A 16,361-nucleotide genomic window follows, 5' to 3' on the forward strand; every position below is an offset into this window, starting at 1 on the left:
TCCGGAACCTCCCCATGCAGATGATCGCGGACGTCGTTGCCCATCGCGGCTGAAGCCGCTCCTACAGATCCGCAATGCGATCGGCCCTGAGGGAACGTAGAGCGGCGAAGAACGCGCCATCGACGCGCACCTGCCCGCAAACGACGAATCACCGCTCCCGTTTCGGCACCCGCACCACGCGCGTTCCGCTGGCCCGGTCGTGCCAGGCAAGCCGGTCGCGATCCAGCCACGCCCACCAGAGCCCGAGTCCGCCCGCCAGCAGCGACAGGGTGCCGACTGCATAGCGCCGCCAGACGGCGCCCCGCGACGGCGGGCCGCCCTGCAGGGACACGACCCGCAGCCGCCACGGCCGCATGCCCAGCGTCTGCCCGCCGCGATGCCAGCTCAGCGTCGCGTAGAGGCCGGTCACCATCCAGCACACCGCCCACAGCAGCCACTGCAATACGCTGAGCGACCCGATGTTGTGGCGGACATCGCCAGTCACCGCGACATCCAGCAGCACGAACGGCACCGCCACCAGGAACCACAGCGCGAGCGCCGGGAACAGGTCGTACAGCAGCGCCAGCAGCCGCCGGCCGACGAAGGCGGAAGGGCGCTGTGTGCTGGCATCTGCGTCGTGGGCGTGCATCGGCACAGGATAGCGGCTCGGAGCGTCGGCTAAGCTGCACCGATGCCCAGTACCACGCCCGCCGAACGCCGCCAGCGCGCGCAGCAGCTGCCGCCGCTGCGCGATGCCGATGGCGACGCCGTCAGTGCCTTCCTCGACGCGCTGTGGGCCGAGAGCGGCGTGGCCCGGCAAACGCTGGACAGCTACCGGCGCGATCTCGAAGGGCTCGCCCGCTGGCTGGACGGTCGCGCGGGTGGCCTGGCCATGGTCGACCGGGGCGCGCTGTTCGACTATCTCGCCGCACGCACGCGCGACGGCTACTCCGCCCGCAGCAACGCGCGCCTGCTGACCGCGCTGCGCGCGTTTTTCGTCCATCTGCGCAGGCGCGGCGTGCGCGACGACGATCCGGTTGCGCTGATCGACTCGCCACGACTGCCCCGCTTGCTGCCCAAGGCCGTGGGTGAAGGCGAAATCGAGGCGCTGCTCGCCGCGCCCGACGTGTCGACGCCCGCCGGCCTGCGCGATCGGGCCATGCTCGAGCTGATGTACGCCTGCGGCCTGCGCGTGAGCGAACTGGTCAACCTGCCGGCGACTGCGGTCAACCTGCGCCAGGGCGTGCTGCGGGTGACCGGCAAGGGCGGGCGGGAACGGCTGGTGCCGCTGGGCGAAGAAGCGCAGCACTGGCTGGAGCGCTACCTGGCCGAGGCGCGGCCGGCGCTGGCCGGAAGGCGCGTGCTGGCGTCGCTGTTCCTCGCGGCCTCGGGTGAGCCGCCCAGCCGGCAACAGTTCTGGGCGACGGTGAAGAAGTCGGCCGCGGTCGCCGGCATGGATCCGTCGAAGATCAGCCCGCACGGCCTGCGCCACAGCTTCGCCACCCACCTGCTCAACCACGGCGCCGACCTGCGCGCACTGCAGATGCTGCTGGGCCACAGTTCGCTGTCGACCACCCAGATCTACACGCTGGTGGCGCGCGAGAAGCTCAAGCAACTGCACGCCAAACATCATCCGCGCGGATGACTGCGCGGCCTCGCGCGCAGCGGGAGAAAAAAAGTTCTTCTCCCGATCGAAAGAAGGGTGGGCACCGTTGCGAAGTCCGCGCGGCCTCGATTGGACGCCGCGCCCTGTCGACCGGGGGTCGCTTTTCGCTCGGTCAGGACATCCTGTCCTGACTCGCGCGCAAAACATCCATGTTTTGCTTTCCGCGACCCCCGGTCGCCAGGACACGGCTCACTGCGACGGGCGCTGCGATGTTTCGGTGGGCACTCCTTCGAGGCCACGCCAGTGACTGGCGACGGTCGTTCCGGGGCGGGGGTTGCGGAAAGCAGCGCATGGATGCGCTGCGGCGGCGAGTCAGCCATGGATGGCTGACCGAGCCGGGGAGCAACCCCCGCCCCGGGACGACTCCCGGCCGCAGGCCTGGTCCAGTCGCCAGCAATCCGGCTGACCCCCCGAATTGGCGAGGAGCCGCAAAAGCGCGTTGGCTGCCCTCTGCACAACTGCAACACGGACTCCACGCCACAGCATTGTTGCACCGCCGCAAGCAATCTCCAGCCCGAATGTTAGCGTTAACACTCGTCTCCAGGGGAAGTCGTCCACCATGCCGCATCCAGTTCGCCGTCGTCTGCTCGCCGTCACCCTCACCCTCGCGGCGTCCGGATCGGCGTTCGCTGCGCCGCCTGTTCTCAACGAGCTCGAGTACTTCAGCAAGCCGGGCCTCGACGTGCTGGCCTTCAACAACTACTACGACGGGCTGTTCAGCGACTCCAAGCACGCGGGCGTCGAGCTGATCCATCACGGCGTGCGCACCGCGACCAACGGCGACGTACGCCTGAGCCCCACGCCCGAGCAGTGGGATGCGGTGGCGCTGCTGGTCGATCGCAAGGTCGACGCGCGCACAAGCACCGTCACCACCCGGCTGGGCTATGCCGAGCACGGCTTCGAATACGACATCCGCGTCTCGCCCGCGGGCGAGGGCGTGAAGCTGCAGGTAGTGTTCGACAAGCCGCTGCCGCGCGCGCTGGAAGGCAAGGCCGGTTTCAACCTCGAGTTCCTGCCCTCGGCCTACTGGGGCAAGACCTGGCTGACCGAGGCCGGCAGCGGCCAGTTGCCGCTGTATCCGGCCGGCCCGACCACGCGCGGAGGCGACGGCAAGCCGGTGCGGCTGCCGATGGCATCCGGGCGCAGCCTGACCCTGGCGCCGGAGGATCCGCAGCGCCGCGTCACGATCAACTCCAACAGCGGTGACCTGGGCATCTTCGACGGCCGCAACCAGGCCCAGAACGGCTGGTACGTGGTGCGCGGACTGCTGCCGGCAGGGAAGACCGGCGTGGTGCTGGAGTGGACGCTCGAGGGCAATACCGTCCCGGGCTGGACGCGGCAGACCGTGATCGGCCACTCGCAGGTGGGCTACCACCCCGCGCAGCGCAAGGTCGCCGTGCTCGAGACCGATCGCCGCGCCGCCGCGCCTGGCGCCGCGCGCCTGCTGCGCATCGACGCCGATGGCCGCGAGCATGAAGCGCACGCCGCCGATGCCGAGCGCTGGGGCCCGTACCTGCGCTACGACTATTACACCTTCGACTTCTCCGACGTGCGCGAGCCGGGCATCTACGTGATCGAGGCGGCCGGCCAGCGCACCAGCGCCTTCCGCATCGCAGCCGACGCCTACGCCAATGCCTGGCATCCCACGCTCGACGTGTTCTTCCCGGTGCAGATGGACCACATGTTCGTCAACGAGGCCTACCGCGTCTGGCACGGCCGCTCGCACATGGACGACGCGCGCCAGGTGCCGCCGAACAAGGAGCATTTCGACCTGTTCGGGCAGGGACCAGACCTGGATTCGCCGTTCCAGCCGGGCGAGCACATCCCGGGCCTGAACTACGGCGGCTGGTTCGATGCGGGTGACTACGACATCCGCACCCAGACCCACTACGCCACGGTGATGTCGCTGGTCGACACCTGGGAGCAGTTCCGCCCCGAGCGGGACGAGACCTCGATCGACCAGAAGAAGCAGCATGTCGAGATTCATCGCCCCGACGGCGTGCCCGACATGCTGCAGCAGATCGAGCATGGCACCCTGGCGCTGATCGCCCAGCACCGCGTGTTCGGCCATGCGATCCCCGGCATCGTCGAGCCCGACCTCGGCCAGTACACCCACCTGGGCGACGCGGCCAGCAAGACCGACGGCAGGGTCGACGATCCCAACGATCCCGATTCGCCCAACGACGACCGCCTGGCTTTCACCACCAACACCACCGCGCTCAACTACGGCTCGGCCGCGGCGCTGGCCGCCGCCAGCCGCGCGCTGCGCGGCTACAACGACGCACTGGCCGACGAGTGCCTGGCCACCGCGCAGAAGGTGTGGGACTTCGAGCACGCGCGCGAGCCCAACCTGTTCCGCGTCGGCAACACCACCGGCGGCGATCCGGAGGACGAGGAACTGCGCGCGGCGGTGCAGCTGTTGCTGAGCACAGCCGACGCGAAGTACGGCGCGCGCATCGAGGCGCTGTGGCCGGCGATCGACACGCGCTTCGGCTTCAATGCCGGCCTTGCCATTGCCGCGCTGCCGAAGATGGACGCGGCATTCGCGGCCAAGCTGCGCGCCCGCGCGGAAGCCTTCAAGGTGGAGCGTTCGGAGATGGTGGCCGAGAACCCCTACGGGGTCCTGATCACCCGCGGCGGTTGGGCCGGCAACGGCGCCGTCATCGGCATGGCCAGCACCAACTACCGGCTGCACAAGGCCTTCCCCGACCTGTTCGACATCGAGCCGACCCTGCAGGGCCTGAACTACCTGTACGGCACGCATCCGGACTCGAACATCTCGTTCGTTTCCGCAGTCGGCGCGAAGTCCAAGCAGGTGGCCTACGGCATGAACCGCGCGGACTTCAGCTTCATCGCCGGCGGCATCGTGCCGGGCGTGCTCGTGCTCAAGCCCGATTTCCCCGAGAACAAGGAGGACTGGCCGTTCTTCTGGGGCCAGAACGAATACGTGATCAACCTGGGCGCCAGCTACATCTACCTGGTGCACGCGGCGCAGGAGCTGCTTTCGCAGCCGTAGCCGACAGCCTGGGACCGGCCGCTGGAGCGGCGGCCGTCTCAACCCTGCAGCGAGTTGACCAGGGCGAATGCCACCGCAAGCACCAGCGCGGCGCGCAGCAGCACGATGCCGGCTTGCTCGCTCAGCTTGCGGAAGGGAAGGTCGGAGAGGTTCATGGCTGCGGTCGCCTGTCGGTCCGTCGCTTCTGTTGACGGCACCGGGACGGCAAGCAGGAGTCGTGCCTGCGGGAACTGAGACGGGCGGCGCACTTTTTCGCGCAGAAGCTGACGCTGGCCGGCAGTCTGCTGCGTGGCGGCGGGCGGGTTGTGCCGTTGCGACTCGCCACCGGGCGTCGGCAATACGTCTTCGGCTCCCGGAACGTCTCGCCCGGATACGCAAAAGCCCCCTTGCGGGGGCTTCGGCGGATCTGGCGGGGAGGGGGGGATTCGAACCCCCGAGGCGCTATAAACGCCTGCCTGATTTCGAGTCAGGTACATTCAACCGCTCTGCCACCTCCCCTGGATGCGGGTGTTGCGCGGTCCCGGCGCTGAACGCCGGGGGCGCAATCATACGGGGCGGGCTGCCCGTGGACAAGGCGCGCGCTAGACTTCCCGGCCCGACTTTTCCGCAGGAACCGCGTCCATGTCCGAGATTTCCGTGCCCGTGTCGTTCGGCGAGCTGCTGGACAAGATCTCGATCCTGCAGATCAAGTCCGAGCGCATGACCGACGAGGCCAAGTTGGCCAATGTCCGCAACGAGCTGACGGCGCTGGAAAACACCTGGATGGCGCACCCGGTCGCCGGCAACGACATCGCGCGCCTGCGCGCCGAGCTCAAGGCCGTGAACGAGCGGCTGTGGGTGATCGAGGACGACATCCGCCTGAAGGAAAAGGCGCAGGCCTTCGACGAGGAATTCATCCGCCTGGCGCGCAGCGTCTACTTCGAGAACGACGTCCGCGCGCGGGTCAAGAAGGACATCAACCTCGGCCTGGGCTCGGCCTACGTCGAGGAGAAGTCGTACCAGGACTACGGCAGCGGGACTGGCGCCTGAGGCGAACGGTCAGCTGCGGTCGGCGCGATAGCGCTCGAACGCGGCGATGGCGTCGTCCACCGTCACCAGGTCCATCACCGCGTCGAACTCGATCTTGGTGCCCCATTTGAGTGCGGCCGCCGGTTTGCCCAGATAGCGACGGGCGGCGGCGTCGTAGCGGTCGACGCAGTAGCGCAGGTCCGAATACGGCCCGCTGCGCGCGGGATTGCTGGCCGCGTGCAGGCCCAGGACCTTGGTGCCCATGGCGTTGGCGATGTGCATGGGGCCCGAATCGGGGGTCATCACCAGGTCGGCGCGTTCGAGCAGGGCTGGCAGTTGTTTGAGCGTGTCCTTGCCGACCAGGTCGAGGGCGGGCGCGGCCATCGCGGCGAGGATCGCGTCGCTGGTGTCGCGCTCGAGCTGGCTGCGGCCGCCGCACAGGACGATGCGCCAGCCTTGGGCGGCCGCGTGGTCGGCAACGGCGGCATGGCGGTCGGCGAACCAGTTGCGGCGCACGTGGCTGGAGCAGGGTGAGATCAGCAGGGTCGGGGTGCCGTCGTCGGGCCACTGCGCGCGGGCCCAGTCGCGGGCTTCGTCGGGAACCGGCATCGTCCAGCGCACGTCGTCCTGGCGCAGGCCCAGCGGCTCGCAGAAGCTGCCGATGGCGTCGAGCACGTGGATGCCGGGCCGGTCGGGGATGCGCTGGTTGATGAACAGCCCATGCAGGTCCTTGGAGCGCGCACGGTCGTAGCCGATCCGGCACGTGGCCGGGATGAAGGCCGACAGCAGGTTCGCGCGCGCAGCCACCTGCATCTGCAGCAGCGCGTCGAATCGCCGGCCCTGCAGCTCGCGCCGCAGCGCGCGCATGCCGGCCAATCCGGTCTTCTTGTCGTAGACGATGAACTCCACGCCGGGCACGCCTTCCAGCAGCCGGTGCTCGCCGCGGCCGATGATCCAGGTCAGTTCGACACCCGGCCAGGCCTCGCGCAGGGTCCGCACCAGCGGCAGCACGTGGGTGACGTCGCCGAGCGCGGACAGGCGCAGCAGGCAGATCGAGCGCGGAGCAGGGTGGAGATGGGGCACGGCTTGTTAGACTCGCTGGATGGTCGCGTTCGATGCCACTGAGAGCCTGACGCCCTTCCGCGACCCTCGCGGCAGCGGGGAGTATGGCGCGATTCTGTTCGACGCCGCGCAGTTGCGGCAAGTCGACCCGCGCTGGTTCGATGCCCAGGAGTGGGGCGCGCGCGCGCAGGCGGTGACGGGCAGCGGTCGCGGCGGCGCCTGGTTCATCGAGGCCAGCCACGGCCCCTGCGTGCTGCGCCAGTACCTGCGTGGTGGCATGGCGGCGAACATCAGCCGCGACCGCTACGTCTGGCGCGACGCCAACGCGACCCGCAGCTTCGTCGAATACCGCCTGCTGCGCGAACTTCGGCGGCGCAAGTGCCCGGTACCCGAGCCGGTCGCGGCCTGCTACCTGCGCGGCCGCTTCAGCTATCGTGCCTGGATCATCATCGAACGGCTGATGGACGTGCGTTCGCTGGCAGACCTGGTGCGGGAATCCGCCGCCGGTGCGCCCTGGGAGGAGACCGGGGTGCTGATCGCGCGATTCCATCGCGAAGGCCTGGACCATGCCGACCTCAACGCCCACAACGTGCTGTTCGATGCGCGCGGCAAGGGCTGGCTGATCGACCTCGACCGCAGCCGCATGCTTATCCCGGCCACCGCCTGGCGCGAGCGCAACCTGCAGCGGCTGCTGCGCTCGCTGCACAAGATCGCCGGCGCGGGCAACAGCGCCGCGGTGGATGCCGGCTTCGCGCGGCTGCGCGAGACCTATGACGCGCGCTGGGCGCGGGGCAATTGAGCATGGACGGGCGTTGCTTGCGCGGCGCGCCACGCGTTGACCCGCGCCGCAGGGGCGCGCCCGGATGAGCTGGGCGCTGCGCTTCCACGGCGTGGGCAACGCTTCGGCGATCGAGCTGGGTTCACCCATGGCGACCATCGAGCGCGATGGCCGGCCGTGGCTGACCGTCGACTGCGGCAGCGAGGGCCTCACTGCTTTGCTCGAGCATTACGGCGAGCCGCCGCCCGCGCTGTTCATCACCCATACCCATCTCGACCACGTCGGCGGCTTCGAGCGGCTGTTCGTGTCGGAGTATTTCGATCCGGCGCGGCGCGGGAGGATGCCGGTGTACGTGCCGGCCAGCGTGCTGCCGCTGCTGCACCAGCGCGTGGCCGCCTATCCCAACGTGCTGGCCGAGGGCGGCGCCAACTTCTGGGACGCGTTCCGCGTGATCCCGGTGGGCGACGCGTTCTGGCACGACGGTCTGCGGCTGGAGGTGTTCCCGGTGCGCCACCACTGGCCGGACACCGCATTCGGCCTGCGCCTGCCGGGCAGCCTGGTGTGGACTGGCGACACCCGGCCGATCCCCGAGCAGCTGCGCAGGCACGCCGATCGCGACGAACTGGTCGCGCACGACTGCGCCCTGCATGGCAATCCCTCGCACAGCGGCATCGACGACCTGGAGCGCGAATACGAGCCGCAGCTGCTCGCGCGCTGCGTGCTCTACCACTACGCCAGCGCCGCCGACGGCCGGGCCATGGCGGCGCGCGGCCATCGCGTGGCGCAAGCGGGCGAGGTCTTCCCGCTGCGGGCGCCTGCGATTTCCCCGGAGACGGCGGCATGAGTGCGCAGCCCGGTTTCCCGCTGGCGCTGGTCGACCGACTGGCGCGGCCGCTGCATGACCTGCGGCTGTCGGTGATCGAGGCCTGCAACTTCCGCTGCGGTTACTGCATGCCGGCCGATCGGATTCCCGACGACCACGGCCTCGATGCGGCGGGCCGGCTCTCGTTCGACGCGATCGAGACGCTGGCGCGCGGCGCCGCCGGGCTGGGCGTGACCAAGCTGCGCATCACCGGGGGCGAGCCGCTGCTGCGTCGCGGCCTGCCCGAACTGATCGCACGCCTGGCGCGTATCGAGGGCATCGAGGACCTGGCGATGACCACCAACGGCTCGCTGCTGGCGCGACACGCCGCCGCGCTGCATGCGGCCGGCCTGCGCCGGATCACGGTGAGCCTGGACGCCCTGGAGCCGGACCTGTTCCGTACGCTGTCCGGCGGGCGTGGTGACGTGGCCGACGTGCTGGCGGGGATCGCCGCGTCAGAGGACGCGGGCTTTGGTCCGCTCAAGATCAACTGCGTGGTCCAGCGTGGCGTCAACGAATCGCAGGTGCTGGCCCTGGCCGGGCATTTCCGCGGCAGCGGCCATGTGCTGCGCTTCATCGAATACATGGACGTGGGCACCTGCAACGGCTGGCAGCGCGAAGGCGTGGTGTCTTCGGCCGAACTGCGCGCGCGCATCCACGCGCGCTGGCCGCTGCGTGCGCTCGACGCCAACTATCGTGGCGAAGTGGCCGAGCGCCATGCGTTCGAAGACGGCGGCGGCGAGATCGGTTTCGTCAGTTCGGTGACCGCGCCGTTCTGCGGCGACTGCCACCGCGCACGTGTATCGGCCGACGGGCATCTGTACACCTGCCTGTTCTCCTCGCAGGGCCTGGACCTGCGGCCTGCGCTGGCGCAGGGCGAGGCCGCGCTGGCGGCGCGCCTGGCGGAGATCTGGTCGCGGCGGGCCGACCGCTACAGCGAGCTGCGCGGCAGCCCCCACGCGTCGCCGCGGCACGTGGAGATGTTCCTGGTCGGCGGCTGAGTCCAGCGGGCGCGCCGCCGCCGCAGCGACTACGATGGCGCAATGGCGAAAGGCAAGACACTCACGCATCTGGATGCCGACGGCCGACCCGCGATGGTCGACGTGTCGGGCAAGGCCGTCACCGCGCGCCAGGCGCTGGCCGAGTGCCGCGTGCGCTTTCCGGCCGACGTGGCCGCGCAGCTGCGCCGCTCCGGACTGCGCAGCGCCAAGGGCGGCATCGTCGACACCGCGGTGATCGCCGGCACCATGGCGGTCAAGCGCACGCACGAGCTGATCCCGTTCTGCCACCCGCTGCCCATCGACGGCATCCGCATCGCCATCGACTGGCACGGCGAGCGTGACCTGCGCATCGAGTGCCTGGTCAGGACCACGCACCGCACCGGCGTGGAGATGGAAGCGCTGACCGGCGCCACCGTGGCCGCGCTCACCGTCTACGACATGTGCAAGGCGCTGTCGCACGCGATCGTGCTGGGCCCGGCCAAGCTGGCCGGCAAGCGCGGCGGCAAGCGCGATTTCGGGAAGGTCGGCTGATGGCGCGGGTGACGCTGCTGTATTTCGCCAGCCTGCGAGATGCCGCGGGCGCAGCGTCGGAAACGCTGGACACGGGCGCGGCCGATTTGGCCGCGCTGTACGCGCAGACGCGCGAACGCCACGGCTTCGCGCTGCCAGTCGAGCACCTGCGCGTCGCGGTGGATGGTGCCTTCGCCCGCTGGACCGATGCCGTCCCCGACGGGGCGGAAGTGGCCTTCATCCCGCCGGTGTCGGGAGGATGAGCATGCGCAGGCCCAATCCATCCGCCGTCATCCCGGCGAACGCCGGAAGCGCCTTTCAACAGCCCGCAGGGCTGGTCATCCATTTTGCCGCTGATGTTTTCGCGGCGGGTACGCCTGGATGCCTGCCGGCATGAAGCGCTTCCGCATCGCCGATGCGCCCTTCGACATCGCGCCCCTGCGCGAGCGCCTGTTGCACGAGCGCGCCGGCGCGTTCGCCGCGTTCGAAGGCTGGGTGCGCGACCACAACGATGGCCGTCCGGTGCTTGGGTTGCGCTACGAGGCCTACGTCGAGCTGGCCGAAACCGAGGGCGGGCGGATCCTGGAAGAAGCGCTGGCGAAGTTCGGCGCGATCGACGCCTGCTGCGTGCATCGCGTCGGCGATCTCGCGATCGGCGAACTGGCGGTCTGGGTCGGCGCCAGCGCCGCGCATCGCGACGCGGCATTCGACACCTGTCGCTGGATCATCGACGAGGTGAAGTCGCGCGTGCCGATCTGGAAGCACGAACGCTACGCCGACGGCCACGCCGACTGGTTGCATCCGCGCCAAACCGACCCTCCAGGTTCCGGCAACTGACACCGTCGCCACGGGCGAAAGCAAAGAGTGGCCGCTACGCCCGGTCTTTTGCACATCCCTGCCGGTCCATCCGCCGTCGCTGATTACGCAGAGGTCCTCATGAAGCGATTCACACTGTTCCTGCTGGGACTGCCGCTTTCCATGTCGTGTGCGGCAGCGTTCGCCCAGGATGCGCTCCTGGTCGGCAACAAGAGCGACGACACCGTGTGGCGGATCTCGCTCGAGGACGGGCGCAGGCTGGGCGAGATTGCGAGCGGCGCGGGGCCGCACGAGATCGCGGTGTCCGCCGACGGCCGCGTGGCGGTGGTGACCGACTACGGCCAGCAGCAGCCGGGCAGTTCGCTGACCGTCATCGACCTGGCATCGGGCGTCGCGCGCAGCATCGACCTGGGCGAGCACGGCCGCCCGCACGGCCTGCGCTTCCTGCCGGGCGGCGACCTGCTGGTCACCACCGAGCAGAGCCGTGCGCTGCTGCGCGTGGACCTGGAGGCCGGTGCGGTGGCGCAGGCGATCGACGTCGGCGACGGTGTCGGCCACATGGTCGCGATCTCGCGCGATGGCGCGACCGCCTACGTGAGCAAGATCGGCGCCGGAACCGTGTCGCGCGTCGATGTCGCGGCTGCGCGCGTCACCCATGAAGTCGCGGCGGGCGAGGGCGCGGAAGGCATCGAGGTCGCGCCCGACGGCAGCGTGTGGGTGACCAACCGCGCCGAAGACACGGTGACCGTGCACGACCCGGACACATTGGAAAAGATCGACACGCTCCAAGGCGCCGGCTTCCCGATCCGCGTGGTGTTCACGCCCGAGGGGCGCCATGCGCTGGTCACCAATGCCAGGGCCGCGACGATGTCGGTCTTCGACGCCGCGACCCGTGCGCCTGTGGCCACGGTGCCGCTGCAGCCCGAAGGCGGCGAGTCCGGCCAGAGCATGCTCGGCCAGGGCCCGATGCCGATTGGCGTCATCGCCGATCCATCGCGGCCGCGCGTGTACGTGGCGATCAGCGGCGCGGACCGGATCGCCGTGATCGACAGCAGCGACTGGCGCGTGCTCGAGTACTGGAACACCGGCCGCCAGCCCGACGCTCTGGGGATCGTGCGCCAGGGGCCGTGAATCCTGGTTCCGGGTTCGCCGCAGGACGCTGGCGTCGCGCGAAGCTTCCACTGTCATCCCGAGCGCAGCGAGGGATCTTGCATCGAGGCCGAGATCCCTCGCTGCGCTCGGGATGACAACCGTAGTGTGCGGACCATCGGCCGCCCGCTTTTGCTCGTCATTCCCGCGAAGTGCTCTGCAACAGCCGCAGGCTGGTCAAGCGGAAGCGCGTTTCAACAGCGGCGGAAGCGCTGGTCAATCCATTGGCTTCGAACTCAACGGCTTGCGGTCACTGGATCCCCGCGTTCGCGGGGATGACGACAGTTGTTCAGAGGTCACCTGCAACCGCCACCAGTGGCCGCTGCCGCCAGTGACGATCGGCGTGAATACGCAGCGGACTCCCGAAAGGGTGATGGCCCCGCCAGCTTGCCTCGGCACCCGCGTCGATCGATACCGTTGCTGCCTTCCGGCCCTGGCGGGATTTTCAACCTAGCGTCGCGAGGGGCCGACGGGGCCACCATAGGACGGGCCACGCAACGCGCGGCCCTTGAACATGAAACTGAAACTGGCGGAGAGAGGGGGATTCGAACCCCCGAAGCGCGGTTTAGACGCTTACACACTTTCCAGGCGTGCTCCTTCAACCACTCGGACACCTCTCCGGGAGGCCCCGGTGGGCGACAGCCGCCGCTCACAGGGGCGCAAATTCTAGCGGTCGCGCGGCTTTGCCACAACCAAAGACTGCGCTGGCGTCGCGCGATCGTTCGGGCATGGCCAATCGGGACAGGCAAACCGGGGCCCGGCGCGGCACAATGGGCGCATGTCGTATCTCGTCCTCGCCCGCAAGTGGCGCCCCAGGCGGTTTGCCGAGCTGGTGGGCCAGGAACACGTGGTCCAGGCGCTCTCCAACGCGCTCGATTCGGGCCGCGTGCACCACGCCTACCTGTTCACCGGCACCCGCGGCGTGGGCAAGACCACGATCGCGCGGATCTTCGCCAAGAGCCTGAACTGCGAGCAGGGCACGGGCGCCGATCCTTGCGGCCAGTGCGAAACCTGCCTGGCGATCGACGCAGGCCGCTACATCGACCTGCTGGAGATCGACGCGGCCTCCAACACCGGCGTCGACAACGTCCGCGACCTGATCGACAACGCGCAGTACATGCCTTCGCGCGGCCGCTACAAGGTCTACCTGATCGACGAAGTCCACATGCTGTCCAAGCAGGCGTTCAACGCGCTGCTCAAGACGCTGGAGGAACCGCCGGAGCACGTGAAGTTCCTGTTCGCGACCACCGATCCGGAAAAGCTGCTGGTGACGGTGCTGTCGCGCTGCCTGCAGTTCAACCTCAAGCGGCTGGACGAGGAACAGATCGGCGGGCAGATCTCGAAGATCCTCGAGGCAGAGGGCATCGCGGTCGAACCGGGCGCCGTGCGCCAGCTGGCGCGGGCGGCCGATGGCAGCCTGCGCGATGGCCTGTCCTTGCTGGACCAGGCGATCGCCTACACCGGCGGCAACCTATCCGAGGACGGGGTGGCGACGATGCTCGGTACCGTCGACCGCACCCGCGTGGGCGCGCTGCTCGATGCGCTGGCCGCGGCCGATGGCGCGCGGCTGATGGCGGAAATCGAGGCACTGGCCGGGTTCTCACCCGACTGGTCGGGCGTGCTGGACGCGCTGGCCGCCGCGCTGCACCGCATCCAGGTCCGGCAGCTGGTGCCCGACAGCACTGGCGAGGCCGATGGCATCGATATCGCACCGCTCGCCGCCGCGCTGCGGCCGGAGCTGGTGCAGCTGTGGTACCAGATGGCGCTGACCGGGCGTCGCGACCTGCCCCTGGCGCCAGGCCCGCGTTCTGGCTTTGAAATGATCCTGCTGCGGATGCTGGCGTTCCGGCCGGTGGAAGGCGGCAGCCAGGCGGCTGCGGCGACGCCGACGGGTAGCGTTGCGCCGGCGCGTGGCGGACGTTCCGCCGCCGCCGACGCCGCGCGCGCTGCACTCGCGGCGGAGATGGCGCCCGCTCCGCGTGCGGGGGCCGCGCGCGATGCGATGCTTCCGCGCGAAGCAGCCAGCCCTCGCGACGCCGCGCCTGCGGGCCACACGGCCGTTGCACGTGACAGTGCTCCAGCCGCTGGCGCCGTCGACACCCCACCGCCGACACCAGCGACACCGGCGCCAGAACCCGCGCCGGTCGTGGCTGCCTCGCCACTGGCGGCGCTCGACGCCGCGGCCTGGGTCGACCTGGTCGCCGGCCTGGCGCTGCGCGGTCCGGTCCGCGAGCTGGCTGCGCATGCCTCGTTCATCGACTGGAGCGGCGCCGTGCTGCGCCTGTCGCTGCCGGCCAGCGACGACCATCTCAAGACACCGTTCCTGATTTCACAGCTGGCCAATGCGCTGTCGCCGAAGCTTGGCGTCGCGCCGCAGATCCGGTTCGACGAGGTGGCCGCGGCCGTTGGCGAGACCCTGCATGCACGCACCGCGCGTGAGCGCGACCAGCGCCAGGCCGCTGCCGAAAGCGCGTTTCTGGCCGACCCGCAGGTGCAGCGCCTCATGCAGCAGCAGGGCGCCAAGCTCGTGCCAGATTCCATCCGACCATTCGACGAAGCCTAGGAACCAAACATGCGTGGAAACATCGCCCAGCTGATGCAGCAGGCGCAGAAGATGCAGGAGAACATGCAGCGCGTGCAGGAGGAAATCGCCGCGCTCGAAGTCATCGGCAGCGCCGGCGGCGGCATGGTCAACGTGACGCTCTCGGGCACCAAGGAGTGCCGCAAGGTGCGTATCGACCCGAGCGTGCTCTCCGATCCGGAGATGGCCGAGGACCTGGTCGCGGCGGCCTTCAACGACGCTTCCAACAAGATCGACGCGGCGTCCAAGGACAAGATGGCCGGTGCGACGGCCGGAATGCCGATCCCGCCGGGGATGAAGCTGCCGTTCTGAGAGCCCCGCTGATTCGTCAGCAACCGCCTGCCGCTCTCCTGAAGCGCGGTGGCCGCTCGCTGCGGCCGACGGTCGGCCTGGCGCTTTTCGAATCACCGGTTACCGGTCCAGCAGTCACCAGCCCATGTCCTCGCTCCTCGAACAGCTGATCGAAGCCTTCCGCGTGCTGCCCGGCGTGGGCCAGAAGACGGCGCAGCGGATGGCCTACCACGTGCTCGAGCGCGAGCGCGACGGCGGGCGTCGCCTGGCCTCGGTGCTCGCCGACGCGGTCGAGCGGGTGGGCCACTGCACGCGCTGCCGTGATTTCAGCGAGACCGAAGTCTGCGCGACCTGCGCCAGCGGATCGCGCGACGCGCACCTGCTGTGCGTGGTGGAATCTCCCGCCGACCGGCTCGCGATCGAGCAGGCCACCGGCTACCGCGGGCTGTACTTCGTGCTGCAGGGCCGGCTGTCGCCGCTCGATGGCATCGGGCCGCGCGAGATCGGCCTGGACCGGCTGGACGCGCGCCTGCGCGAGGGCCAGGTGCAGGAACTGATCATCGCCACCAATCCCACCGTCGAAGGCGAGGCCACCGCGCACTACCTCGCCCAGCTCGCGCGCCAGCACCAGGTCAAACCCAGCCGGCTCGCCCACGGCGTGCCCCTGGGCGGCGAGCTCGAGTACGTCGACCGCGGCACGCTGTCGCACGCGTTCGGCTCGCGCAGCGAGATGGCCTGAGTAAATCCCGGACACCCCATGCCCACCATCTTCCACAGGATCATCCGCCGCGAGATCCCCGCGCAGATCGTGTTCGAGGACGAACACGTCATCGCCTTCCACGACATCGCGCCGCAGGCGCCGGTGCACGTGCTGTTCGTGCCGAAGCAGGATTTCGCCACCTTGAACGACGTGCCGTCCGCGCGGCCGGAAATCATCGGCAGGCTTGCCCTCGCGGCGGCCGCGTACGCGAAGGCGCAGGGATTTGCCGAGGACGGCTACCGCGTCGTCATGAACTGCAACGGCGACGGCGGCCAGACCGTGTACCAGATCCACCTCCACCTGCTGGCAGGTGCGCCGCTGGGGCGATTCGGGGCTTGATGGCCCGCGGCGCGCCGATAACGGTTGCCGCTTACCACCACCCCCACCACGGCCAGGGCTCGGGGCGGGTGATCACGCGCACCGCGTCGCGCTTGGGCCACAGGTAGACCACGTCGGCGGCGAGCTTCGGGAAGCGGTAGTCGTACTCGCCGATGCGACGCGTGTCGTAGCCGGTGACGGTGCCGGTGAAGGTCACTTCCCGGTTCACTTCGAACACCGCCGGGTCGTAGAAGCCGGTGCGGCAGGCGATGAAACGGCCGTTGCTGTCGTCGCTGCCCCACCACGGGCGACCCGTCGAGGTCAGGCGCGTGGAGATCATCTCGAAGCAGGTCTGGTTCGGACCCGGTTCGACCCGGACGATGCGTCCGCCCCAGCGCACCGGAAGGCCGGTCGCGTCGGATTCCACCACGGCATGCGGCGTGGTCTCGCTGAAGCCACCCTGCAGTGGCCTGGGCTGCGACACGCAGGCCGCCAGCAGGAGCAGCATCGCGGCGGCGGGAAGCATGGGACGGACGGTCATGGTGGTGGTTCCGTGCGGTCGGG

Annotated in this window: 17 protein-coding genes, 2 tRNA genes and 1 other RNA gene; 14 read left to right on the top strand and 6 right to left on the bottom strand. The window is 69.6% G+C overall.

Annotated features, from left to right (window positions below; translation table 11 throughout):
• Positions 1–148 precede the first annotated feature (148 nt).
• Positions 149–628, bottom strand: coding sequence for an RDD family protein (locus ACW5EG_RS03745; RefSeq protein WP_457020877.1), 480 nt, complete (start codon positions 626–628; stop codon positions 149–151).
• A 42-nt stretch (positions 629–670) separates the two neighbouring features.
• On the opposite strand from ACW5EG_RS03745, the gene xerD reads away from it, so the two are divergent.
• Positions 671–1,624 (top strand): site-specific tyrosine recombinase XerD, encoded by a 954-nt coding sequence (gene xerD / locus ACW5EG_RS03750; protein ID WP_457017425.1) that lies wholly within the window; start codon positions 671–673, stop codon positions 1,622–1,624.
• Between the two features lie 580 nt (positions 1,625–2,204).
• Positions 2,205–4,661 carry a glycoside hydrolase family 9 protein gene (locus tag ACW5EG_RS03755; RefSeq protein WP_457017426.1) on the top strand — a complete coding sequence of 819 codons (2,457 nt, stop codon included), beginning with the start codon at positions 2,205–2,207 and terminating at the stop codon, positions 4,659–4,661.
• 407 nt (positions 4,662–5,068) lie between these two features.
• Here ACW5EG_RS03755 and ACW5EG_RS03760 read toward each other — a convergent pair.
• Positions 5,069–5,159: transfer RNA gene (locus tag ACW5EG_RS03760), tRNA-Ser, on the bottom strand.
• A 123-nt stretch (positions 5,160–5,282) separates the two neighbouring features.
• On the opposite strand from ACW5EG_RS03760, the gene ACW5EG_RS03765 reads away from it, so the two are divergent.
• Positions 5,283–5,690, top strand: a complete 408-nt coding sequence (locus ACW5EG_RS03765; protein ID WP_457017427.1) for a DUF6165 family protein — start codon at positions 5,283–5,285, stop codon at positions 5,688–5,690.
• Between the two features lie 9 nt (positions 5,691–5,699).
• On the opposite strand, the gene ACW5EG_RS03770 is transcribed toward ACW5EG_RS03765, so the two are convergent.
• Positions 5,700–6,752 (bottom strand): glycosyltransferase family 9 protein, encoded by a 1,053-nt coding sequence (locus ACW5EG_RS03770; RefSeq protein ID WP_457017428.1) that lies wholly within the window; start codon positions 6,750–6,752, stop codon positions 5,700–5,702.
• Positions 6,753–6,771: 19 nt separating this feature from the next.
• On the opposite strand from ACW5EG_RS03770, the gene ACW5EG_RS03775 reads away from it, so the two are divergent.
• From ACW5EG_RS03775 to ACW5EG_RS03805, 7 genes are all read left to right on the top strand, one after another.
• Positions 6,772–7,530 carry a 3-deoxy-D-manno-octulosonic acid kinase gene (locus ACW5EG_RS03775; RefSeq protein ID WP_457017429.1) on the top strand — a complete coding sequence of 253 codons (759 nt, stop codon included), beginning with the start codon at positions 6,772–6,774 and terminating at the stop codon, positions 7,528–7,530.
• A gap of 64 nt (positions 7,531–7,594) precedes the next feature.
• The gene (locus tag ACW5EG_RS03780; RefSeq protein WP_457017430.1) at positions 7,595–8,353 is read left to right on the top strand and encodes an MBL fold metallo-hydrolase; all 759 of its coding nucleotides are present in this window, start codon (positions 7,595–7,597) and stop codon (positions 8,351–8,353) included.
• Complete coding sequence (moaA, locus tag ACW5EG_RS03785; RefSeq protein WP_457017431.1) at positions 8,350–9,372, top strand: GTP 3',8-cyclase MoaA; 1,023 nt, start codon at positions 8,350–8,352, stop codon at positions 9,370–9,372. Before ACW5EG_RS03780 ends, moaA begins: the two co-directional genes overlap by 4 nt.
• 42 nt (positions 9,373–9,414) lie before the next feature.
• Positions 9,415–9,903 (top strand): cyclic pyranopterin monophosphate synthase MoaC, encoded by a 489-nt coding sequence (gene moaC / locus ACW5EG_RS03790; protein WP_457017432.1) that lies wholly within the window; start codon positions 9,415–9,417, stop codon positions 9,901–9,903.
• Positions 9,900–10,145: a MoaD/ThiS family protein gene (locus ACW5EG_RS03795; RefSeq protein ID WP_457018395.1), complete on the top strand. Its 246-nt coding sequence runs from the start codon at positions 9,900–9,902 to the stop codon at positions 10,143–10,145. The genes moaC and ACW5EG_RS03795 overlap by 4 nt, the downstream gene beginning before the upstream one ends.
• Positions 10,146–10,275: 130 nt before the next feature.
• A complete protein-coding gene (locus ACW5EG_RS03800) occupies positions 10,276–10,719 on the top strand; it encodes a molybdenum cofactor biosynthesis protein MoaE (RefSeq protein WP_457017433.1) in 444 nt (147 codons plus the stop codon).
• Positions 10,720–10,818: 99 nt separating this feature from the next.
• Positions 10,819–11,829, top strand: coding sequence for a Vgb family protein (locus tag ACW5EG_RS03805; RefSeq protein WP_457020878.1), 1,011 nt, complete (start codon positions 10,819–10,821; stop codon positions 11,827–11,829).
• 394 nt (positions 11,830–12,223) lie between these two features.
• Here the strand turns inward: ACW5EG_RS03805 and ffs are convergent.
• Positions 12,224–12,320, bottom strand: an RNA gene (gene ffs, locus ACW5EG_RS03810) — signal recognition particle sRNA small type.
• 54 nt (positions 12,321–12,374) lie between these two features.
• Positions 12,375–12,467: transfer RNA gene (locus ACW5EG_RS03815), tRNA-Ser, on the bottom strand.
• Between the two features lie 158 nt (positions 12,468–12,625).
• Here ACW5EG_RS03815 and dnaX point away from each other — a divergent pair.
• The 4 genes from dnaX to ACW5EG_RS03835 all read left to right on the top strand — a co-directional run bounded on the left by dnaX (position 12,626) and on the right by ACW5EG_RS03835 (position 15,818).
• The gene (gene dnaX / locus ACW5EG_RS03820; protein WP_457017435.1) at positions 12,626–14,410 is read left to right on the top strand and encodes a DNA polymerase III subunit gamma/tau; all 1,785 of its coding nucleotides are present in this window, start codon (positions 12,626–12,628) and stop codon (positions 14,408–14,410) included.
• Between the two features lie 9 nt (positions 14,411–14,419).
• Entirely contained in the window at positions 14,420–14,740 is a 321-nt protein-coding gene (locus ACW5EG_RS03825) for a YbaB/EbfC family nucleoid-associated protein (RefSeq protein WP_457017436.1), read from the top strand.
• A 124-nt stretch (positions 14,741–14,864) separates the two neighbouring features.
• Positions 14,865–15,458 (top strand): recombination mediator RecR, encoded by a 594-nt coding sequence (gene recR, locus ACW5EG_RS03830; protein ID WP_457017437.1) that lies wholly within the window; start codon positions 14,865–14,867, stop codon positions 15,456–15,458.
• 18 nt (positions 15,459–15,476) lie between these two features.
• Positions 15,477–15,818 (top strand): histidine triad nucleotide-binding protein, encoded by a 342-nt coding sequence (locus tag ACW5EG_RS03835; protein WP_457017438.1) that lies wholly within the window; start codon positions 15,477–15,479, stop codon positions 15,816–15,818.
• A gap of 31 nt (positions 15,819–15,849) precedes the next feature.
• Here the strand turns inward: ACW5EG_RS03835 and ACW5EG_RS03840 are convergent, their stop codons facing one another.
• Positions 15,850–16,338 carry a Slp family lipoprotein gene (locus tag ACW5EG_RS03840; protein WP_457017439.1) on the bottom strand — a complete coding sequence of 163 codons (489 nt, stop codon included), beginning with the start codon at positions 16,336–16,338 and terminating at the stop codon, positions 15,850–15,852.
• Positions 16,339–16,361 lie beyond the last annotated feature (23 nt).

Source organism: Luteimonas sp. A611 (assembly GCF_054072715.1).